Raw genomic sequence first — 23,692 nt, 5'->3', positions numbered from 1 at the left:
GAGCGCCCGCGCCCGCTAGTTGACGCCGCGGAAGCCCCGGCCCACGATCTCGGAGCTGCTCGTGATGGTGATGAAGGCGCCCGGGTCCTGGGCGCGGACGAAGAGGCGCAGCTTCATGGCCTCCCGGCGCGAGAGCACACTCGTGAGGATGGTCACGCGCTTGCCCGAGTAGGCGCCCCAGCCAAAGCTGACCGTCGCGGTGCGGCCGAGCTTCTTGACGATGAACTCCTCCACGTCGCGCGGGTGCTCGCAGATGACCTGGCAGACCTTGCGCTGGCGGATGGACTCGATGAAGCCGTCCACCACGAACGTCTTGCCGATGAGCCCGAGGAGGCAGTAGAGGCCGACGCGCGCGCCGTAGAGGCCGAGCGCCGCGAGCACGATGCCCGCGTCCACGGCGAAGAGGGCCTTGCCGATCTCGATGTCGGTGTGCTTGCGCAAGATCATGGCGAGGATGTCGGTCCCGCCCGTGGAGGCGCCGATGTCGAAGACGATGGCGGAGCCCACGGCGGGCAGCAGGACCGCAAAGCAGACGTCGAGCCACAGGTCTCCGGTGATCGACTCCGTCACCGGGAAGAGCCACTCGAACAGCGACGTGTACGCCGACAGCGCAAACGAGGCGAACGCCGTCCACAGGACCGCCCTGCGGTCGAGGAAGACGAGGCCGAGGAGCACGAGCACCGCGTTCAGGATCCACATGTAGACCGAGACCGGCAGCACGGGGAACGCCGTCGCCAGGATGATCGAGAATCCCGACGTGCCGCCGAACGCGAGGTGGTTGGGCGTCTTGAACAGCACGAGCGAGATCGCCGTGAGGATGAGCCCCGCGTTCAGCAGCGAGAAGAACGTCGGGAAGCTGTAGGCCATGCGCTTCTTCGAGAGGCTCTCGCCGCGCCGCGCCTCGTCCTCCGTGACCACCTCCGCGACCGGCTCGACCGCCGCCCCCATCTGATCGTCAACCGCGTCCACCGCGCGCTCCCTTCGCGAGTGCCTGCCCTCGGGCTTGGGAGTCTAGCAGGTTTGCCGCGGCGCGCCGGCGAGAAGGGCGGGCGGCCTACCCGTCCGCTCGCCCGCCTGGAAGACGCGCACCTTGCCGACGATGTCGCCCAGCCGCCCGAAGACGAGCAGGAACGCGCAGGTGACCACCAGAAAGACGCTCGCCACGAGCTGAATCTGGGTTGCGCCGACCCCGAGCTCGGCCTGCATGGTGGGCAGCGCCACGTTGACGATGGTCCCGTCGAGCGTCTCCATGAACGTCATGCAGAGGATGGCGAGTAGCGCCGGGGCGCGCCGGGGTGCGTGCATGCCGCGACCTCCCCTCACGGGGGGCACGCCCCGCTCCGCCAGGTCCTTCTCGTCGTCCTTCTCCCTGCTCATCGAGCATCATCGCCCTTCGCGTCCGCGGGTCCGTACAGCGCGTCGAGCGTGTCGTCGATCAGCGCGTCGACCACGCGCTCGAGGACGCCCGGCTCGAACTCGTCGCGCGAGAGCAGCACGACGGCGAGCGAGCGCTGGAGCGCCGCCGCCAGGCCCAGGTCGCGGCGGTCGCCGTCGGCGGCGGGGCCCGCGAGCTCGCTCAGCGACGCCCTCGATCCGCGTGCCCCGGTAGCCCCGTTCGAGCAGGCACCTCCACCCCGCGTCCATCATGCGCCGGCGCAGCTCGTCCCGGCCGCTCGTTGAAAAGATCGCTGGCATGGCCCTCCCCCGTCGCCCCTCTCCCGACGGGCTTCTCATACCGAATACTCGTTACGAATATTTATTTACGTTCCTCATTTTTTGACGAGAGAAGAACGTGCGGGTTATGGACGGTCTTGGGCACGAAACCGTCCGCAGACCGCACGTACCCCAAACGCGTGCGGGTTGCGGACGGTCTGAGGCCAGAAACCGTCCGCAACCCGCACGTTTGCGATCGTCTTCTTAGGTCGACCCGGGGCCCGGTGCGCTACCCCTCGAGCCGCTCAGCGAGCATCTTGTTGAAGGCCTTGGGGTTGCCGGAGCCCTTGGCCGCCTTCATGCACTGCCCCACCAGGAACCCGAGCACCTTCTTGTTGCCGTCGCGGTACTGCTGGACCTGGTCGGTGCAGCGGCCGAGCACCTCGTCCACGATGGCGCCGAGCGCGCCCTCGTCCGTGGACTGCCGCATGCCGTGGGCGTCGACGTAGGCGGCGGGGTCCTCCCCCGTGCCGCTGATCGCGCCCGCGACCTCGCGGGCCTGGGCGAACGTGACCGCGTCCTCGGCGAGAAGAACGGCGATGCCGCGGACCTGCGCCACCGTGAGCTCGCCCACGCTGGGCACGAGGTTGACCATCACGTTGGCCACCGTGGGGACGACCTTTGCGTCCGCGCCCTCGAGCGCCTCCTCGAAAAACGACGCCACGGAGGGGTCGCCCGCGAGCTGGGCGGCGTCGGCGCGCTTGAGGCCGTAGTCGGCCATGTAGCGGTCGCGCTTGGCGTCGGGCAGCTCGGGGATGCGCGAGCGGCAGCGCTCGACGAACTCGTCCGTGAGATCGAAGGGGGCGAGGTCGGGGTCCGGGAAGAGGCGGTAGTCGTCCGCGGTCTCCTTGACGCGCATGACGACGGTGCGCTTGCGCGAGGGCTCCCAGTGACGGGTCTCCTGGTAGACGATGCCGCCCTCCTCGAGCACCTCGGCCTGGCGGCAGATCTCGTACTCGAGCGCGTCGTGGAGGCTCTTGAACGAGTTGATGTTCTTCATCTCGGTCTTGGTGCCGAACTCCGTGGAACCGCGGCGGCGCAGCGAGACGTTGCCGTCGCAGCGCATCGAGCCGCTCTCGAGCGAGCAGTCGGAGATGCCGAGCGTGAGGAAGGTCTGGCGCAGCTTCTCCATGAACAGGCGCGCCTCCTCGGGCGTGCGCAGGTCGGGCTCGGTCACGAGCTCGATGAGCGGGGTGCCGCAGCGGTTGTAGTCGATGAGGCTCTCGGTCGCCGCGGTGATGCGGCCCTCCTCGCCGCCCACGTGCACCATCTTGGCGGCGTCCTCCTCCATGTGGATGCGCAGGATCCGGATGGGCGCCACGTAGGAGCCGTCGCCGCCCTTCTCGACCGTGCCGTCCGGGCGCTCCCCGGCCCCGGGGCCCGAGACCTCCAGGTCGAGGTGGCCGTGCATGCAGAAGGCGACCGGCCCCTGCGTGGTCTGGAAGTTCTTGGCCATGTCGGGGTAGAAGTAGTGCTTGCGGTAGAACATCGAGTGCCGCATGATCTGGCAGTTGGTCGCCAGACCCGCCATGACGATGGACTCGATGGCCCGCTCGTTGGGCACGGGCAGGGCACCGGGCATGCCCAGGCACACGGGGCAGACGTTGGTGTTGGGCGGGTCGTCGTGGGAGAGGCGACAGTTGCAGAACATCTTGGTCTCGAGCGTGGTGAGCTCGGTGTGGACCTCGAGGCCGATCACGGCCTCCCAGTCGCGCAGGACCTCGGCGAGCTTCTTCATGCGAGCTCACCCCCCTTCCCGGCAAGCGCGGGCGCGACGGGTGCCCCCTCGCCGTCGGGCGAGAGGGCGCGCTCGATCGCGCGCGCGAACGTGAGGAGTCGGGCGTCGGCGAACGCGGGCCCCTGCAGCTGGGCCGAGACCGGGAGGCCGGACGTCGCGCCGAGGCCCAGGGGCACGGAGACGCCGCCGTTGCCCGCAATGTTGTTGGAGATCGTGAACATGTCCGACGCGTACATCTGCGTGGGGTCGGAGAGCTCGCCGAACCGAAACGCCGTGCGCGGAGCGGCGGGCATGAGGATGACGTCGCACTGCTCGTACGCCCGGGCGTAGTCGGCCGTGATGAGCGTGCGGACCTGCTGCGCGGGGTAGTAGTACGTGTCGTACACGCCGCTTGAGAGCAGGTAGGCGCCGAGCATCTGGCGGCGCTTCGCCTCCTCGCCAAAGCCATGGGCGCGCGAGAGCGAGGTCTGCTCCGCGAGGGTCGCCCGGCCGGGCTCCTGGTAGCCGTAGCGCACGCCGTCGAAGCGGGCGAGGTTGGAGAACGCCTCGCAGGGGGCGATGACGTAGTAGGCGGCGATGGCGGAGGCGATGTTGGGCAGGTCGACCTCCACGAGCTCGGCGCCCTGGTCGACGAGGGCCCGGCCGGCGGCGGCGACGGCGTCGCGCACCTCGTCGGAAAGGCCGGCGGCCTCCATGAGGGCGGGGACGACGCCGACGCGGCGCCCCTCGACCGGGTCGTCGAGGTGGGCGAGGAAGTCGGGGGCGACCGCCTGGCTCGTGGAGTCCCACGGGTCCCGCCCGCCGGCGACGAGCGCGTTCATGGCCAGCGCCACGTCCTCGACGCGGCGGCCGAACGGGCCGACCTGGTCGAGCGACGATCCGAACGCCACCACGCCGTAGCGGCTGACCGCGCCGTAGGTGGGCTTCAGGCCCACGACGCCGCACAGCGACGCGGGCTGTCGGATGGAGCCGCCGGTGTCGGAGCCCAGGGCGATGGTGGCCTCGCCCGCCGCCACGGCGGCGGCGGAGCCGCCCGAGGAGCCGCCGGGAACGCGCGAGGCGTCCCAGGGGTTGGCCGTGGGGTGGAAGGCCGACGACTCGGTCGAGGAGCCGAAGGCGAACTCGTCCATGTTCGTCTTGCCGACGGGCGTGGCCCCGGCGTCGAGCATCCGCTGGACGCAGGTGGCCGTGTAGGGGCTCTCGTAGCCCTCGAGCATGCGGGAGGCGCAGGTGGTGCGCGTCCCCACGAGGTTCATGTTGTCCTTGAAGGCAACGGGCACGCCCGCGAGGGGCCCGAGCGCCTCGCCCGCGGCGCGACGGGCGTCCGTCGCCGCGGCCGCCTCGAGCGCGAGGTCGGCCGAGACCTGCAGGAACGCCCGGACCTCGGGGTCGCGCCGCTCGATGGCGTCGAGCGCGGCGCGCGCGACCTCGGTGGCGGTGAAGTCGCCGGCCGCGACGCCGGCGGCGACCTGGCGGGCGGAGAGCGTGTCGAGGCTCGTGGGCGCGGTGGCCATCAGCGGTCACCCCCCTGGTCGCCGAGGATCGACGGCACGCGGAAGCAGCGGTCCCGCGAGGAGCCCGCGTTGCGGAGCGCCGCGTCGAGGGGCAGCGCGCGGACGGAGGTGTCCGGCACGTCCCCCGCCATGACGTTGGAGAGGTCCCCGATGGGGTGGAACGTGGGCTCGACGCCCTCGAGGTCGTACTGCCGAATGGGCTCGAGCAGGTCGATCGCGTCGTTCATGTACGCGGTCATCTCGTCGAGCTCCTCGGGCGTGAGGGCGATGCGCGCATAGTCCGCGATGCCCGCGACGTCTTCCTTGGTAAGGGGCATGGGTCCTCCTATCTTCGATGCGCCCCATTCTACGACAGGGACCGGACGCGCCGGCGCGCCGAGACGAGGGCGCAACAATGCCGGGGCGCCGCCGCGGGGCGCGCCCCTCGCGCGTCGCCCCTACTCGGCGGTGCCGCCCCGACCCGGCTCCCCCGTCGCCGCGCGCCCGCGGGCGAGCCGACGCAGCAGCGAGCCGAACCCCGCCGCCAGCACCTGCTGGAAGAGCGTCCCGATGACCACGGGGAACATCACCTCACCCGGGAAGTACTCCCCCGCGATCACGGCCCCGGCGGAGATGTTGCGCATGCCCACGAGGTAGGTCATGGAGACCTGCCGGTCGTGCGGGAGGCGCGCCGCGCGCGCGACCGCCAGCCCGAGCGCGTAGCCGCACGCGGCGAACGCGCAGATGAACGCCGCCACCGCGACGAGCCGCGGCGTGAGGGCGCGCACGTAGGGCGCCACGCCCGTCGAGTTGCACAAGATCACGAGCACGAGCGCGATCTTGGCCGCCGGCGCGATCGCCGGCGAGAGCTCGCGCGCCGCCCGCCCGCGCGTGGCGTCGTTGAGGGCCGTCCCCGCGAGCGCCGGGAGCGCGATGGAGACCGCCATCTCCCCCACCATCCGGGCGGCGTCGACCTCGACGGTCTGCCCGAGCAGCGCGTGCAGCGTGAGCGGGATGGTCAGCGGCGCCGCAACCGTCGACACGAGCACCGTGGCCAGGGTGAGCGAGGGGTCGCCCCCGAGCATGTTGACCCACATGGCGCTGACCACGGCGACCGGCACGCTGTACTCCAGCACGATGCCGCAGACGAGGCTGGGGCTCGACCCGAAGAGCGCCGTCGCGAGCGCGAAGGCGACGCAGGGCATGACGACCGTGGACAGGGCCAGCGTCGCGACCATCGGCGCCGGGTGGCGCAGCGTGCGCGCGAGGTTGGAGAACGTGTTGGAGAGCGAGCTCTGGAACGTCATGAACGCGAAGAGCGCGGTCACGGCCGGCTTGATCTGGGAGAGCTGCCCCGGGAAGAGCACGCCCAGGACCACGCAGGCCGGCGAGACGAACGCCATGTGGCTCCCGATGAAGCCGCCGAGCCGCTTCCACGCATCCATGCCGAGAAGGACCTCCCCCGTTGACCGCCCGGGCCATGCCGGCGCAGGTCGTCGCGTCCCCACACCTGCGCCATGGTACTTCTCGCTCGGGGGCGCGCCGCGCCGCGTAACGCGCCGGCAAAGCGGGGCGACGCACGCCCCGAGAAACCCGGCAGCGGGGCGCGGGAGCGACGAGGCGGCCGACCGGCCCTCGCGCCTGCCCGCCCGAGGCGCCCCTTGCTGCTACACTGGGCGAAGACGAGAGGGCGCGGGAGCGCCCGGACGAGAGGGGCGACGATGCGACCCATGCGCAGGAGAAGGCAGGAGCTCTCACCGGAGGCGTGCCGCGGCATCCTCGAGCGCGGGCGCGAGTGCGTCCTCGCGCTCGCGGGGAGCGACGCCACGGACGGCTTTCCCTACGCGGTGCCCGTGAACTACTCCTTCGCCTCCCCCACCGAGGCCGAGGGGGAGGCGGGCGTCGTGGGGCACCTCCTGCTCCACGGCGCGCCCAAGGGCGCCAAGCTCGACGCGATCGCCGCCGACGCGCGCGTGAGCGCGTGCGTGATCGAACGAGGCGACGTGGTGCCCGAGCAGCTCACGACCTACTTCCAAAGCGTCATCGCCTTCGGGCGGGCGCGCCTGGTCGACGGCGACGACGCGCGCCGCGCTGCCCTTCTCGCCCTGTGCGCGAAGTACGCGCCCGATCTGGGGGCGGAGACCGTGGACGCCGAGATCGCCCGCTTCTTCGCGCGCACCGCCATCGTCGACGTGACCGTCGAGCGCGCGAGCGGCAAGCAGAGCATCGAGCTCGTGTGAGCCCGCGCCCGGGGCGGCACCCGATGCCCGGCTGCCCCGCACCCCGCGCCGGAGCCCGGCGACCGTGCGCGCGGCGCCCGCTCCACGGGGCCCGTGGTGCCGGGCGCCGCAAAATACCCTCACAGAACTAGGATTTATTACGGAGCCGCCGGTTTTTCTCCCTCCGACGCTTGCGTGAAATTCCCCACTCATTAGTATGAATTAGGCAAACGAGCGCGGGCAGGGTCCCGCGAGGGGAACGGGCGCGGGCGGAGGTCGCCCGCGAGAAGAAAGGCGGACCATGGCATCTACGCTACTCAACGTGAGCGCCCTCTCGGCGGGCACCGAGGACAAGCCCATCCTGCACGACGTCGACCTCGTCGTGGGCGAGGGCGAGTGCCACGTCCTCATGGGCCCCAACGGCGCGGGCAAGTCCACGCTCGGCCACGTCGTCATGGGCGACCCGGCGTACCGCGTGACCTCGGGCTCCATCTCCTTCGCGGGCGAGGACGTCACCGAGCTCTCCGCCGACAAGCGCTCGCTCGCCGGCATCTTCCTCTCCTACCAGGCTCCCGTCGAGGTTCCCGGCGTGCCGCTCTACAGCTTCCTGCGCACGATCTGCCAGATGCGCCCCGAGCTCAAGACCACGGCGCGCAAGTTCCGCCAGCGCGTGGGCGAGATCGCCGACCAGCTCGAGCTCGACCAGAGCTTCCTCATGCGCGAGCTCAACGTGGGCTTCTCGGGCGGCGAGAAGAAGAAGATCGAGATGCTCCAGCTGCTGCTGCTCCAGCCGAGGCTGGCGATCCTCGACGAGACCGACTCCGGCCTCGACGTCGACGCGCTCGGCATCGTCTCGCGCGGCATCGAGGCGTACCGCGAGCAGGTGGGCGGCGCGCTCATCGTGATCACGCACAACACGCGCATCCTCGAGCGCCTGACCGTCGACCGCACGCACGTCATGGTCAAGGGCCACATGGTTGCCGAGGGCCCCGCCGAGCTCATCGGGGAGATCGACGCCAACGGCTTCGAGCGCTTCGAGCGCGGCGACGAGCGCTGCGACGACTGCCCCGGGTGCCCCGCGGCAGGTGATGCGCGGTGAGCGAGGAGCGCAAGCGCACGCAGGTCGCCGACGTCGACCGCTCCCTCTACGACTTCACCAAGCCCGAGGAGGGCTACGAGCGCTACGACGACGGCCTGACGCCCGAGATCGTCCGCGCGATCTCGGAGAAGAAGGACGAGCCCGAGTGGATGCTCGAGATGCGCCTGGCCGCGCTCGAGACCTACCACGCGCGCGAGATGGCGCCCAACTGGGGGCCGAGCATCTCGGGGCTTGACCTCGACCACATCTCCACGTACGTCTCCCCCAAGACCAAGCAGGCCAAGAGCTGGGACGACGTTCCGGAGGACATCAAGGACACCTTCGAGCGCCTGGGCATCCCCGAGGCGGAGCGCGAGAGCCTCGCCGGCGTGGGCGCCCAGTACGACTCCGAGATCGTCTATCACAACATGCGCGAGGACGTGGCCAAGCAGGGCGTGATCTACACCACGATCGAGGACGCCCTCCACGACCCACAGTGGGAGCCCGTCGTGCACCAGTACTTCGGCACGCTGATCCCACCCACGGACCACAAGTTCGCGGCGCTTCACTACGCCGTCTGGAGCGGCGGCTCCTTCGTCTACGTGCCGGCCGGCGTGACGCTCCCCTACCCGCTGCAGAGCTACTTCCGCCTCAACGCGGCGGGCGCGGGCCAGTTCGAGCACACGCTCATCATCGTGGAGCCCGGCGCGGACCTCCACTTCATCGAGGGCTGCTCGGCGCCCAAGTACTACGAAGCCAACCTGCATGCCGGGGCCGTCGAGCTCTTCGTGAAGGACGGCGCGCGCCTGCGCTACTCCACGATCGAGAACTGGTCCAAGAACATGTACAACCTCAACACCAAGCGCGCCACCATCGGCGCCGACGCCAAGATGGAGTGGGTCTCCGGCTCCTTTGGCAGCCACGTGAGCTACCTCTACCCCACCACCGTCATGGCGGGCGACCGCTCGAGCTGCGAGTTCACCGGCATCACCTTCGCCGGCGCCACGCAGGACCTCGACACCGGCTGCAAGGTCATCATGAACGGCGCTGACACCACGGCCTCCGTCTCCACGAAGTCCATCTCCAAGGACGGCGGCGTGAACACCTTCCGGAGCTCAGTCGTGATCGGCCGTCGCGCGGACCGCGCGCGCTGCAGCGTGAGCTGCCAGAGCCTCATGCTCGACGACATCTCCCGCTCCGACACCATCCCCGCGATGGACGTGCGCAACGCCACCGCGCAGGTGGGCCACGAGGCCACGATCGGCCGCATCTCCGACGACACGGTCCTCTACCTCATGAGCCGCGGCTGCTCCGAGGAGGAGGCGCGCACGCTCGTGGTCAACGGCTTCGCCAACCCCGTCTCCAAGGAGCTCCCGATGGAGTACGCCGTGGAGATGAACAACCTCATCAAGCTCGAGATGGAAGGGGCGATCGGATGATGGTCGAGAAGAACCTGGCACCCGCGGCCGCCGACGCCGCTCCCGAGATCACCCTCGAGCGCGTCAACGTTGCCCCCGCGCAGACGTGGAACCGCCTGCGCACCAACGACATCACGCTCACCGTCCCCGCGCGCGGACGTGCGGGCGACGTGTACTTCTCGCTGCCGCGCCTCTTCGAGGGCGTGGAGTGCGGCATGGGCCCGGCCGTGACCGACTGGGTCGAGTCCCAGGCCAAGGACGCCCGCTACGTGGAGGTCCCGCGCGGCACGCGCCGCGAGGAGCCGATCGTGGTGGCCCTGGGGGCCGACGAGGTGGCCGGCACCGGCGTGCTGGTCCGTGAGGGCGCCGAGGTCACCATCGTCGTGGCGGCAGGGGGCGAGAAGGACGGCGAGGCCGGAACCTCCGCGTCGCTGCTGCGCGTGATCGCCGAGGCCGGCGCGCGCGTGCACCTCTACGAGTACGTGGGCGCGGACGCCGGCCAGCAGCACCTCGAGAGCGTGGGCATCACGTGCGGGCGCGACGCCCGCGTGGACGTGCACCAGTACCTGCTCGGCGGCGGGACCGTCGCGCTGGGCCTCGCCTGCGACCTCGCGGGAGACCGCTCACGCGTGGACCTCGGCTGCCGCTACCACGCGGGCGGCACGGAGGTGCTCGACATCAACGAGGTCGTGCGCCAGCGCGGGCGCAGCACGCGCTCCGAGCTCGCCTACAACGGCGTGCTCGAGGACGCGGCCAAAAAGTCACTGCGCACCACGATCGACCTCGTGCACGGCGCCAAGGGCGCACAGGGCAACGAGGCCGAGACCGTGCTCGTACTGGGTGACGACGTGGTCAACAAGACCCTGCCCACGATCCTCTGCGACGAGGACGACGTCGCCGGCAACCACGGCGCCACGATCGGCTCGGTGAGCCCCGAGCAGCTGGCGTTTCTCGCCAGCCGTGGCCTCTCCCGCGCCGACGCGGAGGCGCTCTTCGCCCGCGCCGTCTACGAGGACGCCCTCATGCACGCTCCCTGCGACGAGGCCCGCGCAACCGTGCAAAGGGGACAGGCACTTTTGCACGGCGCGAGCACCCTGGAGGATCTGGCATGGTAGACATCGAGAGGAACCCGTACCGGGCGGACTTCCCGCTGCTCGCCGCGCACCCCGAGATCGCGTTTCTCGACAGCGCGGCCACCGCGCAACGCCCCGCCTGCGTGCTCGACGCCCAGCGCCGCTTCTACGAGACCATGAATGCCAACCCCCTGCGCGGGCTCTACAGCCTCTCCGTGGCGGCCACCGAGGCCATCGCCGCGGTCCGCGCGCAGGTGGCGGAGCTCATCGGAGCCCCCGATGCGCGCGACGTGGTCTTCTGCCGCAACACGAGCGAGGCCCTGAACCTCGTGGCCAAGTCCTTCTCGCCCTGCGTCCTCGGGCCCGGGGACGAGGTGGCCATCACGATCATGGAGCACCACTCCAACCTCATCCCCTGGCAGGAGGCCTGCCGGGCGGCCGGCGCCACCCTCGTCTACCTCTACCCGCAGAAGGACGGCACGCTCACGGACGAGGAGATAGCCGAGAAGATCGGTGCGCGCACGAAGATCGTCGCCTGCGCGCACGTCTCCAACGTCATGGGCTGCGAGCTGCCCGTCCGCAAGCTGGCGGACGCCGCGCACGCCGTGGGCGCCGTGATGGTCGTGGACGCGGCGCAGTCCGTCCCGCACCTTCGCGTCAACGTGGAGGAGCTGGGCGCGGACTTCCTCGCGTTCTCCGGCCACAAGGCGCTGGGTCCCATGGGAGTGGGCGTGCTCTGGGGACGCCACAAGCTCCTGGAGCAGATGCCGCCGATGCTCACCGGCGGTGAGATGATCGACTCGGTGCGCGAGCAGGACGCCACGTGGGCTCCCGTGCCCGAGAAGTTCGAGGCCGGCACGCAGGACGCCGCCGGCATCTACTCCACCGGCACCGCGCTCACCTACCTCACGCAGACGGTGGGCCTTCCCGCCGTTGCCGAGCGCGAGGGCGCTCTCGTGGCCTACGCGATGGAGCGCCTGGCGGGTCTCGGCTTCGTCGACCTCATCGGCCCCGCGGACCCAGCGCGCCACCACGGCGTCATCAGCTTCAACGTGCGCGGCGTTCACCCGCACGACGTGGCGAGCATCCTCGACGCCTCAGGCGTGTGCATCCGCGCCGGCCACCACTGCGCGCAGCCGCTGCTCGCGTGGCTCGGCGTGGAGAACCTCGCCTGCTGCCGCGCGAGCCTCGCCTTCTACAACGACACGTCCGACGTCGACCGCCTGGTCGACGGCCTGACCCAGGTCTGGGGGATCTTCCATGGCAGTGACTGACCTCTACAACGCGGCCTTCATGGACCACGTCTCGCACCCCGACTACAAGTACCAGCTGGAGGACGCCGACTGCAGCCACGAGGGCGTCAACCCCTCCTGCGGCGACGAGCTCACGTTCTCCGTGCGCTTTGCCGACGACGGCACCATCGAGGAGGCGGCGTTCACCGGACACGGCTGCGCCATCTCCCAGGCGAGCGCCGACATCATGAGCGACCTCATGATCGGCAAGACGCCCGAGGAGGCGCGCGAGCTCTGCGCCCTCTTCATGCGCATGGTGCGCGGCGAGGAGACCGACGAGGCCACGCTCGACGCGCTCGAGGACGGCGTGCTGCTGCGCGACATCGCGCACATGCCAGCGCGCGTGAAGTGCGCCGAGCTCGCCTGGCGCACGCTCGACGAAATGCTCGAGGTACGACAGTGACACGCTCGGCGTGCAAAAGTGCCTGTCCCCTTTGCACGAGGAGGTGACGTGATGGCCGGAATGTTCTCAACGAAGGGCATGTACGCGCTGCGCGCGATGGCGGACCTGGCGAGCCACGACGGCTGGGTCTCGCTCGGCGACGTCGCGCGGCGCCAGGGCATCTCGCGCAAGTACCTCGAGCAGGTCATCTCCCTCATGCACAAGGCGGGCTACGTGCAGAGCCAGCGCGGGAAGGGCGGCGGCTACCGCCTCACGCGCTCCCCCGGCGACTACACCCTCGGCGAGCTCCTGCGCGCCGCGGAGGGATCGCTCGCACCCGTGAGCTGCCTCGACTGCACCAACGAGGAGCTCTGCCCGCAGCGCGAGAGCTGCACCACCGTGGACGTCTGGCGCGACCTCGGGCGCGTGACGTCGTCCTACCTCGACTCCAAGACCCTCGCCGACCTCGTGCGACCCGATGACGCCGGCCCCTGCAACGCCAAGCCCATCTAGCGCGGGCGAGAGAGGCGAGCAGCGGCCGCACGCGCGACGCCCCCCGCCAGCAGCAGCACGCAGCAGGCGAGAAGAACGAGCGCCTGGTCGGGGTAGAAGTCACAGAAGTCGCGCAGGCGCATGCCCAGCTCCATCCGCGGCAGAAGGAGCAGCGAGACCGGCAGAGCCACGTGGAGCGCCACCTCCCACGCCGCCCCCAGGCTGCGCCGCCCCCGCAGCGCACAGGCCAGAGGCACCGCCGCGGCGCACACGCACGCCAGGTAGACAAAGTTGTAGAGTGCATGCTCCGCCAGGCGCGCCGAGACGTCGGGGACGTCCGCCACACCGCCCACCGCAATCGAGGTCACCCCGTCGGCAAGCGAGAAGAACGACTCGTTGCCACCAAACTCGTCGTTCCCGTCCGCCAGCACCACCACCCCGAGCGAGCGCCCCGGGATGACGCACATGCGGGCCACGTAGTTCTCCACCTGACCATCATGAGACATCACGAGCTCGCCGTCGTCCCAGGCGAACGTGGTCCACCCCATCCCGTAGTAGGTGTCCCCCGCGGGGTCGGGCACGCGCGAGAAGACCATCTGGTGCAGCGCGTCAGGCGAGAGGACCCCCTCGCCGCTGTTGAGGTACATGCGCAGGTACGAGGCCATGTCATCGATGCTCGCGCGCACGTAGCCCGAAGAGGGCCCGCCCCAGGCGTCAGGCCCCTCCTCGTGCTCGAAGCCGTCCGCGACCCACGCCCCGAACCACGAGCGGTGCCCCGGCGCCCAGGACGCACTGTCCGCGCCCGACCCGGCGGAGGCGTCATCCATGCCCAGCGGTCCGAACACGTGCCCTCTCAGATAGGCGCCAAAGCTCTGCCCGCTCACATCCTCGACGATCTGCCCGAGCAGGTCGTAGTTCGCGTTGGCGTAGGAGAAGGTCCCGGCGCTCTCCCCCACGGATGCCTCGGCGAGCGACTCGTAGTACCCAAACCCGCTCGTCTGGTTGAGAAGGTCGCGAACCGTCACCGAACCCGGGACACCGAGCTCGGGTGCGTAGGCACCGGCGGGGTCGTCCAGGGAGACGAGCCCCGCGTCCACGAGCTGCATCACGGCGACCGCCGTCATTGACTTTGAGAGCGACCCCACGAGAAACGTCTGGTCGGCGTCCGTCACGTCACCCAGGCAGCGCAGGTAGCGCACGCCGTCGGCGTCCACCACCGCCACGGCCGCCCCCGGCATGCCACACGCGGGGAAGGCCTCGTCGAGATAGTCGTCCAGAAGACCCGCGAGCTCCGCGCCGTCCGGCTCCAGGCCGGGGGCCAATGCCCCCGAGGCCGTGGGGTCGAGCTCGGGCTCCTCGATCCGCGCGACCTCCTGCTCGGAGAGACCAGGGTCGCCGATGTCATCCGGGGAGGGAAGGAGCGCCTCGTCCGCTCGGGCGGTGCAGGGCGAGAGGAGCGCGAGCACGACGGACGCCACCAGCGCCGCCGCGCGCGGCGCCCCGCAAAGCCCGCGCCGCCCTGACCTAGAAGCTGTCATAGATGAACTGCACCGGACCCGCGAGGCCGGAGAAGACCTCGAACCACGTGAGCAGCGCCACGAGCGCCACCACGGCGAGAAACGCGCCGACCGGCGCCCAGCGAGCCAGGCGCGCCAGGTTCTTCTCGCCAGCCGTGTTCTGCCCCTCCGTCATCACGCATCGCCCCCCGAGGCGCCCGCGAGTCCCGGGGCGTCCCCAAAGCCGGCGCCCCCCAGGAAGTCGTCGTCCCGCCCGTCCACGAAGTCCGTGAGCGCGCGCTCGATGCGCACCCAGCCCACCCAGCCGGGATGCACCGTGTCGCACAGGAAGTACTTCTCGTACTCGCAGCTCGAGAAGTCGGCGTAGGCGGCTCCCGCCTGGTCGCAGATCGAGCGGACGCGCGCGTAGTAGGCGGCCCGCTCCTCGGCAGAGACGTCCGCCAGGTCGTACCAGGGCCCGTGGACCGGCAGGATGCAGACGAGCGGGTCCAGGCCGAGCTCGTCGCACACCTTGAGGAAGCAGGCGAGGTCAGCGTACTCATCATCCGCCTCGTGGAAGTTCTCGAAGAGCTCCGGCATGTACTGGTGGTTGCGCTCCCAGTAGTCGTCGTAGACGCCGTAGTCGTTGGTGGTGCTGGCGGCGGCGCCCTCCGAGCGCGCCTCGGCGAGCAGGGCGTCCCAGTCCGGCTCCCCGGTGGGCTCCCCCGCCGTCCGCGCAGGACTCTTGGAGGGGGCGAGGCTCACGATGTTGGGCACCTGCGAGCGCAGGCGCCAGCCGTCGGCGAGCGAGAAGAGCCAGTCGTTGACGGCGTCGAGCGGCGTGGCGGCGGACGCGGCGTCGAGCTGTCCCGCATCCACGCCCAGCTCCTCGCAGCGCCGGCGCACGTAGTCCTTCGTCTCCTGGGAGATGCCCGGGTTCTGCGCGAAGGCCCGGTAGAGCGAGTAGGAGAACTTGCTCTCGAACTTGTCCTGGTCCCCGTTGCCCTTAAAGAACCACTGGGGCGAGACGATGAGCATGACCTTCTCCCCGCTCACGCGCCCGCCGTATGCCCCTGCCGCGATGGCCTGCCAGAGGCTCTGGTCGTAGCCCTGCCCGATGAAGGTCATGTCCAGGCCGGTCACGTTCTCGCCGAGGACCGCCTGCGGGCACATGCTCACCTTGTCCTTGGAGATGTAGAACTCCGAGGACCCGAAGCACAGGACGGAGTCGGGGGACCGGTTGGCGAGGACGAAGTCGACGTTCTCTGACTTGCCGTCCGCATAGACGTAGTCGTAGAGCTTGGTGGGGTCGGCGGGCCCGTTGCCCGGCAGGGCCGCGTCCAGCGCGCAGAGCCCGACGGCCGCCGCCACGAGCCCCGCCACCACGCCCAGGAGCAGGCGCACCCCCGGGCCCGTTCGGCGCCCTGCCCCCGGGCCGGTTCGGCGCCCTGCCCCCCGCGACAAGAGGTCGGAGCGCCGGGCGGGCCCGTTCGGCGCCCTGCCCCCGGGCCCGCCCGGCGCCCCGACCTCTTGTCGCGAGCCATGCTCACGCGCGCCCCTCGACCTGGGCCACGATCTTGTTGGGCGTGTTCATCTCCGAGCGGGGGACCTCCGTGGGGGCGATGGACACCCCAAACTCGTCCTCGATCCCCACGAGCAGCTCGATGGCCCCCATCGAGTCGAGCAGCCCCAGCTCGAAGAGGTCGTCGTCGAGGTGGTCGCGCACCGCGGGGTCCCCGCACACCTCCTCGAGCAGAGACAGCGTCCGCTCCCTCACCGACTCAGTCGCGTCACCCATTGAGAGCTCCCTTCACGAGATAGGAAACCTGACCGGAAAAGATCGCAAAGCCCAGCATGACCAGCTGGAGCGTCACGAACCACATGAGGGCGCGCATCCAGCGGTCGCGCCGGTGCGCGCGGTAGAACCCGGAGCGCTTCTGCAGCCACTCGTTGGCGGCGAGAAGGACCCCGTGGTAGAGGCCGTAGCCGAGGTAGTCCGCCGTGAGCCCGTGCCAGCAGCCCATGGCGAGCATGTCGGCCACAAAGCCCACCTGCGCCACGCGCACGCGGTCGCGCACCCAGCGCCAGCCGCGCCGGCGCCCGCTCAGCATGAGCGTGCGGGTGAGCCGCATGAACACGAAGTCCCTGAACCACGTGGAGAGCGTGATGTGCCAGCGGTTCCAGAAGTCGATGACGTCGGACGCCAGAAACGGCGCGCGGAAGTTGCGCGGGCAGCGGATGCCCAGGCAGTAGCTCGCGCCCATGGCCATGAGGCTGTAGCCGGCAAAGTCGAAGAAGAGGTAGGCGGCGTACAGGTAGGTGATGCGCACCTGGTTGGCCAGCTCCGCGAGGAGGGGCCCGTCACCCCAGGGCTCGAGCACCCACCAGCGCTGCGCGAGCTGGGCCAGCACCAGCTTGTAGCCCATGCCGGCGAGCAGCAGCAGGATGCCACGGGCGAGCATCCCGGCGTACTCGTCGCGCGGGGGCACGCGGTGCGCGTCGGCGAGGAAGCGGCGGCTGCGGTCGATGGGGCCCGAGGTGAACTGCGGGAAGAAGAGCAGGAAGCTCAGGTAGTCGAGAAGGCCCAGCTCGTCGCGGCCGATGAGCCCGTCGTGTACCTCAAAGACCACCTGGAGCGCCTTGAAGGTGACGTACGAGATGCCCGCGAAGCCCCAGAGCGAGACGCTGCTCGCGGTGAGCTTGTAGACCACGAGCGGCAGCAGCGTGCCACCGCAGACGACATAGAAGAGCCGCTGGTCGTGCGGGCGGCCCGCCAGGCACACCACGCCCACGCGCGCGACGGAGAGAAACGTAATGAGCGCCACGGTCTGAGGCCCAGAGCCCAGCAGGCAGGCAAGAAACACGACCGACGTCACGAGGCCCCAGCGCTGGAGCGAGTGCCCCGTCAGGCCGAGCACGGCCGCCACCGCCACCACGACGGCGAGAAGCACGAAAAACGCTGGGTCGGCAAAGAACTCCACCTTGGGTCACCCACGGCTCGCAAGCGCGCGACGGTCGACCTTCTCGTTTGCCGTGAGGGGCATCTCGTCGATCACGCGAACACGACGGGGAACCATGTAGGCGGGCAGGGTGCGGGCAAGCTCGGCCCGGAGGATGCGGGAGAGCTCGAAGTCCGCCCGAGCCCCCTCGGCGTCGCGCATCAGGGAGCGCTCCGCCGGGTCCAGCACCACGTACGCGCTGAGGCTGCTCGTGCGGCCGCGGCTCTCGCGCGGGACCACCGCCGCCTGCTCGACCCCGGGGATGGCCTCGAGGGCGCCCTCGATCTCGGTGAGCTCGATGCGGTAGCCGCTCACCTTGACGAGGGAGTCGAGGCGGCCCTCGCAGTGCAGGGCCCCCTCCGCGTCGAGGTGCCCCAGGTCACCCGTCCGGTATCCGCGCGACGGCGTGCCGTCCGCAAGAGTCGTCTCGAAGAACGCCTCGGCGGTCCTCTCCGGGTTCTCGTAGTAGCCCCTTGCCACGGTGTCCCCGCAGATGAGGATCTCGCCCGTCTGCCCCGCGGGAAGGGCCTCCCCCGTCTCGTGGTCGACGATCCTGAGCTCGGTGCCCGGTCGCGGCCATCCCACCGGCAGCGGGGCGGGGTCGGCAAGCTCCACCTCACCGATCTCGCCATACGTCACCGCAACCGTGGACTCGGTGGGGCCGTAGGTGTTGGCCACGATCGCTCGGGGGAAGCGCTCGCGCAGCGCCTCTGCCGTGGTGTGGTGGAGGGTCTCGCCGCAGAAGAGGAAGAGCCCGAGGTTCGGCAGGAGGCGCTCGTCAAAGCCCGGGTCTGCGAGGCAGAGGTCCGCGAAGGACGGCGTGGAGACCCAGACCTCGGTGCCCGACGCCGCAAGGGTCGAGAAGAGCGCCGCAAAGTCAAGGTCGCCGGCCCCCTCCACCGCACAGAGGCACCCGCCGGTGGCGAGCGCGCCCACGAGCTCGTACTCGGAGAGGTCGAAGGAGTAGTGCGCCTGGTCGAGGAAGGCCCGGTGGCCGTCCCGGATGACGGGGAAGGTCACGAGCCAGCGCATGAACGCGGCCACGTTGTCAGCCGTGACCTCGATCCCCTTGGGGCGCCCCGTGGAGCCCGACGTGAAGATCACGTACTGCGTCTCCTCCCCCGAGACCCACGCGTCACGCCCAGGGACCACACCGATGACGCCCCCGGTGAGAGAGTCGGCATCGAGCATCGTGCAGGCGGGGATGGCCTCGCGCAGGGACCCGGGGACGGGGCAGGTGGAGAGCAGGGTGGGATAGGGCATCTGGCCCGCGATGTCACGGACGCGCGCGACGGGCAGGTCGGCGTCAACGGGGGCGTAGGCGTGACCGCTCGCCAGGCAGGCGAGCATCGCGGCAACGGTACGGGCATCCTTCCTCCCCAGCACGATGACCGGGTCCTTCCCTGCCACGTGACCGTGGATGCCTGCCGCGAGGTCGAGCGCGAGCGTCCAGAGCTCGCCGTAGCTCGTCACCCTCCCGTCGCTCGCCCTGAACGCCGGCGTCCCCGGCTCGAGCGTCGCGGTTCTCTCCACGGCCTCCAGCAGGGCGTTTCCCGACACGTTGACCGCGTTGCCCGACGTTCCCATGACCGCTCCTCCCCCATGTCTCACGTTTCAGGGGGCATGGTAGGTCCGTGAGCGGGGCGAGGGGGCGCCGCTCGCGTATCAGCGCAAAGTCGCGAGAAAGAATAGGCTAGGCTGAAAGGCCGGTAAACGGGGGGTTTCCCGCATGTCCCCCGCGGCAAATCGCCCGGCCCCGCGGGGTGCGGGACCGGGCGTCGGCGCTACCTATGCGGCGTGCGCGATCTTCTCGCTACGCCCAGCCCTTGCCGTCGGAGCCGAACTCGACCATGAGCTCCTTGGTGCGGGCGACGATGGCGTCGCGGCCGCCCTTGAGGAGCTTGCGGGGGTCGAAGCCCTTGCCGTCCTTGTCCTTGCCGGCCTCGATGTACTTGCGGGTGGCCTCGGCGAAGACGAGCTGCAGGTCGGTGTTGACGTTGATCTTGCAGATGCCGAGGGAGATGGCCTTCTGGATCTGGTCAACGGGGATGCCGGTGCCGCCGTGGAGGACGAGCGGCAGGTCGCCGGTCTTCTCCTTGATGGCCGCGAGCTGGTCGAAGGACAGGCCCTCCCAGTTGTCGGGATAGATGCCGTGGATGTTGCCGATGCCGCAGGCGAGGAAGTCGACGCCCAGGTCGGCGATGGCCTTGCACTGGTCGGGGTCGGCCAGCTCGCCCTTGGCGGTCACGCCGTCCTCGGTGCCGCCGATGCCGCCGACCTCGGCCTCGACCGAGATGCCCTTGGCGTGGGCGGCCTTGACGACCTCCTCGGTGCGCTTGAGGTTGAGGTCGAAGCTCTCCTCGTGGGAGCCGTCGTACATGACGGAGGTAAAGCCCGCCTCGATGCACTTGAAGACGTCCTCATAGGAGCCGTGATCGAGGTGCATGGCAACGGGAACGGTGATGTTCATGTCCTCGACGAGGTTCTTGACGAGGTCGGCGACGACCTTGTAGCTGGTCTGCCACTTGGCGGCACCGGAGGTGCACTGGATGATGACCGGGGACTGCAGCTCCTCGGCGGCGGCGAGGATGCCCGATGCCCACTCGAGGTTGTTGGTGTTGAAGGCGCCGACGGCGTAGTGGCCCTTCTCAGCAGCCTTGAGCATGGCAGTAGCGTTGACGAGCATGTTGACCTCCATACGTTAGAGAACCCGGAAGTACGGTACTGCTAAATGATAGCGCGACACGGTGCGGAAATCGGTCTCAGGCCCATTTTTCAGGGAACGAGATTGTCAGGTCTTCGTGAGAGTCCGCCCCGCGGCGCGCGGGGGACCGCGTCACGGGTACGTTAGTGACTTGGAACCTACGAGGAAGGGGGACGCATGGGCGAGAAGAACACGGGGCGCGGGGGCGTTCTGGGCGACTTCTCGGTCTCGCAGCTCGTCGCGACGGGACTCGCCGCGGCGACCTCGTTTGCCCTCTCGGCGCAGATCGGCATCGCGGGGTCCATCATCGGCGCGGTCATCGGCGCGGTCGCCTCGTCGGTCGCGGCGCAGGTCTACCGCAACATCCTGAGCGCGTCCGCGGAGAAGATCCGCGCGCTGACGCCCGACCTGACCTCGCGCGACGCGGCGGAGGGGCCCTCCGACACCCCGGGCGCCGGAGCGGGTGAGGGACGCACGAGCGTCATGCCGGCGCGGCAGGCGCCGGCGGGGGTGGCGAGCTCGGGAACGCCGATCGCGCCCCCCGAGGTCGTGAGCGCCGCGCGCGAGCGCGAGCGGGCCAGGCTGCGCCGCCGCGTCGCCGTCGTCGCCACGGCGGCGGCCGTCGCCGTGGTCCTCGCCTACGCGCTCGTCGTGAGCCTCGCGACGCAGGGCTCGGGCATCGGCCCCTCCCCCGCCGCCGTCCGCGACCCCGTCGCGACCGAGCAGACGCCGACCGACGGGCAGGACGTCCCGACGACGGTCGACGACGCCGAGGAGCAGCCGCAAGCAGACGGGACGGGCGACGACGCGGGCGGCAGCGGTACCTCGGGCGCAACGGGCAACGAGGGCGAAACCGGCGGCGAGTCCGACGCGGGGACGACCGACCCCTCCGGGCAGACGGACGCCGGGACCGGGGCGGGCACCGACTCCGGGACGGACGCCGGGGGCGGCTCCACGTCCGGCGAGTCGGACGGAGCGTCCGGCACCGGCGCGGGGACGGGCTCCGCCGACGGAGCCGCCACGAGCGAGTCCGGAGCGTCAGGCGCCGAGTAGGCCGCGACGGAGCGGCGCCGTGGCCCGACGCGGCTCGGCGTGACCCGACACGGCTCGACGCCGTCCGCGTTTCTTCGGTGACGCCCGGGCGCGGGCATGGCCCGCGGGCGCCACTTGGCATAGAATCCCGTCCCGGTACGAACGTCACACCCACGAGAAAGGAGCTCCATGGAGCGTCCGAACGCCTGGAAGGAGTACGGCGCCGAGCAGCTCGACGCGCTGCACTACCTCTGCGAGGGCTACAAGTCCTTCATCTCCGACAACAAGACCGAGCGCGAGTGCTGCGCCGCGTCCATCCAGATGGCCGAGGAGGCCGGCTACGCGAACCTCGCCGAGCGCATCGCCTCGGGCGAGCCGCTCAAGGCCGGCGACAAGGTCTACGCCTCCAACCGCGGCAAGAGCCTCATGCTCGTCCACCTGGGCACCGCCCCGCTCACCGAGGGCGTCAACATCCTGGGCGCCCACATCGACTCGCCGCGCCTCGACGTCAAGCAGGACCCCCTCGAGGAGAGAAACGAGCTCGTCACGCTGGACACGCACTACTACGGCGGCGTCAAGAAGTACCAGTGGGTGACCATGCCGCTCGCCATCCACGGCGTCGTGGCGAAGAAGGACGGCAGCGTCGTCAACGTGGTCATCGGCGAGGACGAGGCCGACCCGGTCTTCTGCATCTCCGACCTTCTCCCCCACCTCGGTGCCCAGCAGATGTCCAAGAAGGCCACCGAGGTCATCGAGGGCGAGATGCTCGACGTGCTCGTGGGCAACCGCCCGCTCGTGATCGACGCCGAGGCCGATGGCGAGAAGGACGCCGAGGCCGAGAAGAGCCCGGTCAAGGCCGGCGTGGTCCGCGTCCTGAGCGAGACCCTCGGCATCGACGAGGAGGACCTGCTCTCCGCGGAGCTCGAGATCGTCCCCGCCGGCGCCGCCCGCGACCTCGGCCTCGACCGCTCCATGATCTTGGGCTACGGCCAGGACGACCGCGTCTGCGCCTACACGAGCCTCGTGGCGCAGCTCGACTGCGAGGCGCCCGCGCGCACCGCCGTCACCCTGCTCGTCGACAAGGAGGAGATCGGCTCGGTGGGCGCCACCGGCATGACGAGCCACTTCTTCGAGGACACCATGGCCGAGGTGCTCGAGCTCGCCGGCGAGACCGGCCCGCTCGCCCTGCGCCGCTGCCTCGCGAGCTCCAACATGCTCTCGAGCGACGTCTCGGCCGGCTTCGACCCCGCGTTCGCGAGCGTCTTCGAGCCGAAGAACTCCGCGTACCTGGGCCACGGCCTCACATTCAACAAGTTCACCGGCCGCGGCGGCAAGGGCGGCTCCAACGACGCCGACGCCGAGTACGTGGCCACCATCCGCCGCGTCATGGACGAGGGCGGCGTGCACTGGCAGACCGCCGAGCTCGGCAAGGTCGACGCGGGCGGCGGCGGCACGATCGCCTACATCCTCGCGACCTACGGCATGAACGTGATCGACTGCGGCGTGCCCGTGCTCTCCATGCACGCGCCGTGGGAGGCCACGAGCAAGGCCGACGTCTACGAGGCCTATCGCGGCTACCAGGAGTTCCTCAAGCTCGCCTAACACCTGTTCTGACACTGGTGACAGGGCAAAGTGTCAAGTTCGCACCGGGCAAGCAAAACTGGCACCCACAAGTTCGGCCCCGCTCCCCATACCTGAACTGCGCCCCAAAACTTGGACGCATAAATAATAGCCGCTATGCGGCGTCGCGAAGGGCCTGCTCCCGGAACTCCACCGGGGTCAGGCCCTTCAGCCTGACCTGGCGCCTCACGTGGTTCCAGTGATGGATGTAGGCCTCGAGGTCCGCCTTGAACCCCTCGAACGTGTCCCAGTCGCGCCCGCGGAGGAACTCGTCCTTGATGTGTCCGAACACCTGCTCGGTGGCGCCGTTGTCGATGCAGTTGCCCTTGCGCGACATGCTCTGGACGATCCCCATCCCCTCGAGCGCGGCGACGAACTCGGCGTGCTGGTACTGCCAGCCCATGTCCGTCTGCATGACCGGGCTGGCCCACGCGGGCTTGGCCTCCGCGAGCATGGAGAGCATCTCGCGCTGCTGCTCGAGGTCGGGGTGCTCCGAGATCGAGTGCGCCACGATCTCCTTGCTCCCGAAGTCGTACACCGGCGCGAGGTAGGCCTTGCCGAAGGAGAGCCTGAACTCGGTGACGTCCGTCCCCATCTTCTGCCACGGGCCGTCCGCCTCGAAGTCGCGCCCGAGCACGTTCTCGAACACCTCGCCGACGACGCCCCTGTAGGAGTTGTACCTGTGGTAGTCGGTCTCGCGGCGGATGCCGCAGCGCAGGCCCATCTCGCGCATCATCTTGAGGACGGTCTTGTCGGCTATGCGGGCGCCGTCCACGGCGCGCAGCTCCATGGCGACCTGGCGGTGCCCGACGCCGTTCGGGAGCCTCCCGAAGATCTCGGCGACGCGCGGCCGGAGCTCGGGCCTGGTCGGGCCCTTGGGGTGCGCGAGCGCGTAATAGTATGTGGACCTGGCGAGGCCGGCGGCCCCCAGCAGGTCGGCCAG

24 protein-coding genes are annotated in these 23,692 nt (G+C 70.1%); 9 read left to right on the top strand and 15 right to left on the bottom strand.

All coding sequences use genetic code 11. The features are described from left to right. Positions 1–15: 15 nt before the first annotated feature. The 7 genes from BQ7106_RS10205 to BQ7106_RS10180 all read right to left on the bottom strand — a co-directional run bounded on the left by BQ7106_RS10205 (position 16) and on the right by BQ7106_RS10180 (position 6,389). On the bottom strand, positions 16–969 hold the full coding sequence (locus BQ7106_RS10205; protein ID WP_240307483.1) for a YitT family protein: 954 nt from the start codon (positions 967–969) through the stop codon (positions 16–18). A gap of 42 nt (positions 970–1,011) precedes the next feature. Beyond that, positions 1,012–1,377 carry an MFS transporter gene (locus BQ7106_RS11410; RefSeq protein WP_338064454.1) on the bottom strand — a complete coding sequence of 122 codons (366 nt, stop codon included), beginning with the start codon at positions 1,375–1,377 and terminating at the stop codon, positions 1,012–1,014. Continuing rightward, entirely contained in the window at positions 1,374–1,496 is a 123-nt protein-coding gene (locus tag BQ7106_RS11380) for a hypothetical protein (protein WP_275886723.1), read from the bottom strand. The genes BQ7106_RS11410 and BQ7106_RS11380 overlap by 4 nt, the downstream gene beginning before the upstream one ends. Before the next feature lie 446 nt (positions 1,497–1,942). Further along, complete coding sequence (gene gatB, locus BQ7106_RS10195; RefSeq protein WP_072375142.1) at positions 1,943–3,451, bottom strand: Asp-tRNA(Asn)/Glu-tRNA(Gln) amidotransferase subunit GatB; 1,509 nt, start codon at positions 3,449–3,451, stop codon at positions 1,943–1,945. Further along, the gene (gatA, locus tag BQ7106_RS10190) at positions 3,448–4,965 is read right to left on the bottom strand and encodes an Asp-tRNA(Asn)/Glu-tRNA(Gln) amidotransferase subunit GatA (RefSeq protein ID WP_072375138.1); all 1,518 of its coding nucleotides are present in this window, start codon (positions 4,963–4,965) and stop codon (positions 3,448–3,450) included. Before gatA ends, gatB begins: the two co-directional genes overlap by 4 nt. After that, a complete protein-coding gene (gene gatC, locus BQ7106_RS10185; RefSeq protein WP_072375135.1) occupies positions 4,965–5,282 on the bottom strand; it encodes an Asp-tRNA(Asn)/Glu-tRNA(Gln) amidotransferase subunit GatC in 318 nt (105 codons plus the stop codon). The genes gatA and gatC overlap by 1 nt, the downstream gene beginning before the upstream one ends. Positions 5,283–5,402: 120 nt before the next feature. Next, complete coding sequence (locus BQ7106_RS10180) at positions 5,403–6,389, bottom strand: bile acid:sodium symporter family protein (RefSeq protein ID WP_072375132.1); 987 nt, start codon at positions 6,387–6,389, stop codon at positions 5,403–5,405. Between the two features lie 285 nt (positions 6,390–6,674). On the opposite strand from BQ7106_RS10180, the gene BQ7106_RS10175 reads away from it, so the two are divergent. From BQ7106_RS10175 to BQ7106_RS10145, 7 genes are all read left to right on the top strand, one after another. After that, positions 6,675–7,184 carry a pyridoxamine 5'-phosphate oxidase family protein gene (locus BQ7106_RS10175; protein ID WP_205407696.1) on the top strand — a complete coding sequence of 170 codons (510 nt, stop codon included), beginning with the start codon at positions 6,675–6,677 and terminating at the stop codon, positions 7,182–7,184. A gap of 280 nt (positions 7,185–7,464) precedes the next feature. After that, positions 7,465–8,262, top strand: coding sequence for a Fe-S cluster assembly ATPase SufC (gene sufC, locus BQ7106_RS10170; protein WP_072375127.1), 798 nt, complete (start codon positions 7,465–7,467; stop codon positions 8,260–8,262). After that, positions 8,259–9,680, top strand: coding sequence for a Fe-S cluster assembly protein SufB (gene sufB, locus BQ7106_RS10165; protein ID WP_072375123.1), 1,422 nt, complete (start codon positions 8,259–8,261; stop codon positions 9,678–9,680). Before sufC ends, sufB begins: the two co-directional genes overlap by 4 nt. Further along, positions 9,680–10,774, top strand: coding sequence for a SufB/SufD family protein (locus tag BQ7106_RS10160; RefSeq protein WP_083527051.1), 1,095 nt, complete (start codon positions 9,680–9,682; stop codon positions 10,772–10,774). The genes sufB and BQ7106_RS10160 overlap by 1 nt, the downstream gene beginning before the upstream one ends. Beyond that, positions 10,768–12,006, top strand: coding sequence for an aminotransferase class V-fold PLP-dependent enzyme (locus BQ7106_RS10155; protein WP_072375119.1), 1,239 nt, complete (start codon positions 10,768–10,770; stop codon positions 12,004–12,006). Before BQ7106_RS10160 ends, BQ7106_RS10155 begins: the two co-directional genes overlap by 7 nt. Further along, positions 11,993–12,427: a Fe-S cluster assembly sulfur transfer protein SufU gene (gene sufU / locus BQ7106_RS10150; protein WP_083527018.1), complete on the top strand. Its 435-nt coding sequence runs from the start codon at positions 11,993–11,995 to the stop codon at positions 12,425–12,427. Before BQ7106_RS10155 ends, sufU begins: the two co-directional genes overlap by 14 nt. 51 nt (positions 12,428–12,478) lie before the next feature. Continuing rightward, on the top strand, positions 12,479–12,919 hold the full coding sequence (locus BQ7106_RS10145) for an RrF2 family transcriptional regulator (RefSeq protein ID WP_072375117.1): 441 nt from the start codon (positions 12,479–12,481) through the stop codon (positions 12,917–12,919). On the opposite strand, the gene BQ7106_RS10140 is transcribed toward BQ7106_RS10145, so the two are convergent. From BQ7106_RS10140 to fba, 7 genes are all read right to left on the bottom strand, one after another. After that, positions 12,916–14,376, bottom strand: a complete 1,461-nt coding sequence (locus BQ7106_RS10140) for a serine hydrolase domain-containing protein (protein WP_240307482.1) — start codon at positions 14,374–14,376, stop codon at positions 12,916–12,918. The genes BQ7106_RS10145 and BQ7106_RS10140 overlap by 4 nt on opposite strands. Positions 14,377–14,422: 46 nt before the next feature. After that, positions 14,423–14,590 (bottom strand): hypothetical protein, encoded by a 168-nt coding sequence (locus BQ7106_RS11065; protein ID WP_159431288.1) that lies wholly within the window; start codon positions 14,588–14,590, stop codon positions 14,423–14,425. Beyond that, positions 14,590–15,798: a D-alanyl-lipoteichoic acid biosynthesis protein DltD gene (gene dltD, locus BQ7106_RS10135; protein WP_240307481.1), complete on the bottom strand. Its 1,209-nt coding sequence runs from the start codon at positions 15,796–15,798 to the stop codon at positions 14,590–14,592. The genes BQ7106_RS11065 and dltD overlap by 1 nt, the downstream gene beginning before the upstream one ends. Before the next feature lie 142 nt (positions 15,799–15,940). Beyond that, positions 15,941–16,192, bottom strand: a complete 252-nt coding sequence (gene dltC, locus BQ7106_RS10130) for a D-alanine--poly(phosphoribitol) ligase subunit DltC (RefSeq protein WP_072375113.1) — start codon at positions 16,190–16,192, stop codon at positions 15,941–15,943. Further along, on the bottom strand, positions 16,185–17,375 hold the full coding sequence (dltB, locus tag BQ7106_RS10125; protein ID WP_072375110.1) for a D-alanyl-lipoteichoic acid biosynthesis protein DltB: 1,191 nt from the start codon (positions 17,373–17,375) through the stop codon (positions 16,185–16,187). The genes dltC and dltB overlap by 8 nt, the downstream gene beginning before the upstream one ends. Before the next feature lie 6 nt (positions 17,376–17,381). After that, positions 17,382–18,980, bottom strand: coding sequence for an amino acid adenylation domain-containing protein (locus BQ7106_RS10120; protein ID WP_072375108.1), 1,599 nt, complete (start codon positions 18,978–18,980; stop codon positions 17,382–17,384). A 226-nt stretch (positions 18,981–19,206) separates the two neighbouring features. Further along, positions 19,207–20,079: a class II fructose-1,6-bisphosphate aldolase gene (fba, locus tag BQ7106_RS10115; RefSeq protein ID WP_072375106.1), complete on the bottom strand. Its 873-nt coding sequence runs from the start codon at positions 20,077–20,079 to the stop codon at positions 19,207–19,209. A 195-nt stretch (positions 20,080–20,274) separates the two neighbouring features. Here fba and BQ7106_RS10110 point away from each other — a divergent pair, with 195 nt between their 5' ends. Together BQ7106_RS10110 and BQ7106_RS10105 are read left to right on the top strand one after the other, a co-directional pair. Further along, on the top strand, positions 20,275–21,150 hold the full coding sequence (locus tag BQ7106_RS10110; protein ID WP_072375103.1) for a hypothetical protein: 876 nt from the start codon (positions 20,275–20,277) through the stop codon (positions 21,148–21,150). 168 nt (positions 21,151–21,318) lie between these two features. Beyond that, a complete protein-coding gene (locus BQ7106_RS10105) occupies positions 21,319–22,731 on the top strand; it encodes an aminopeptidase (RefSeq protein WP_072375101.1) in 1,413 nt (470 codons plus the stop codon). 133 nt (positions 22,732–22,864) lie between these two features. Here BQ7106_RS10105 and BQ7106_RS10100 read toward each other — a convergent pair whose 3' ends face one another. After that, positions 22,865–23,683: an IS3 family transposase gene (locus BQ7106_RS10100; RefSeq protein WP_240307406.1), complete on the bottom strand. Its 819-nt coding sequence runs from the start codon at positions 23,681–23,683 to the stop codon at positions 22,865–22,867. Positions 23,684–23,692: the final 9 nt, after the last annotated feature.

The organism is Thermophilibacter mediterraneus (assembly GCF_900119385.1).
Lineage (GTDB): Bacteria > Actinomycetota > Coriobacteriia > Coriobacteriales > Atopobiaceae > Thermophilibacter > Thermophilibacter mediterraneus.
This window is presented reverse-complemented; position numbering and strand designations above follow the sequence as displayed.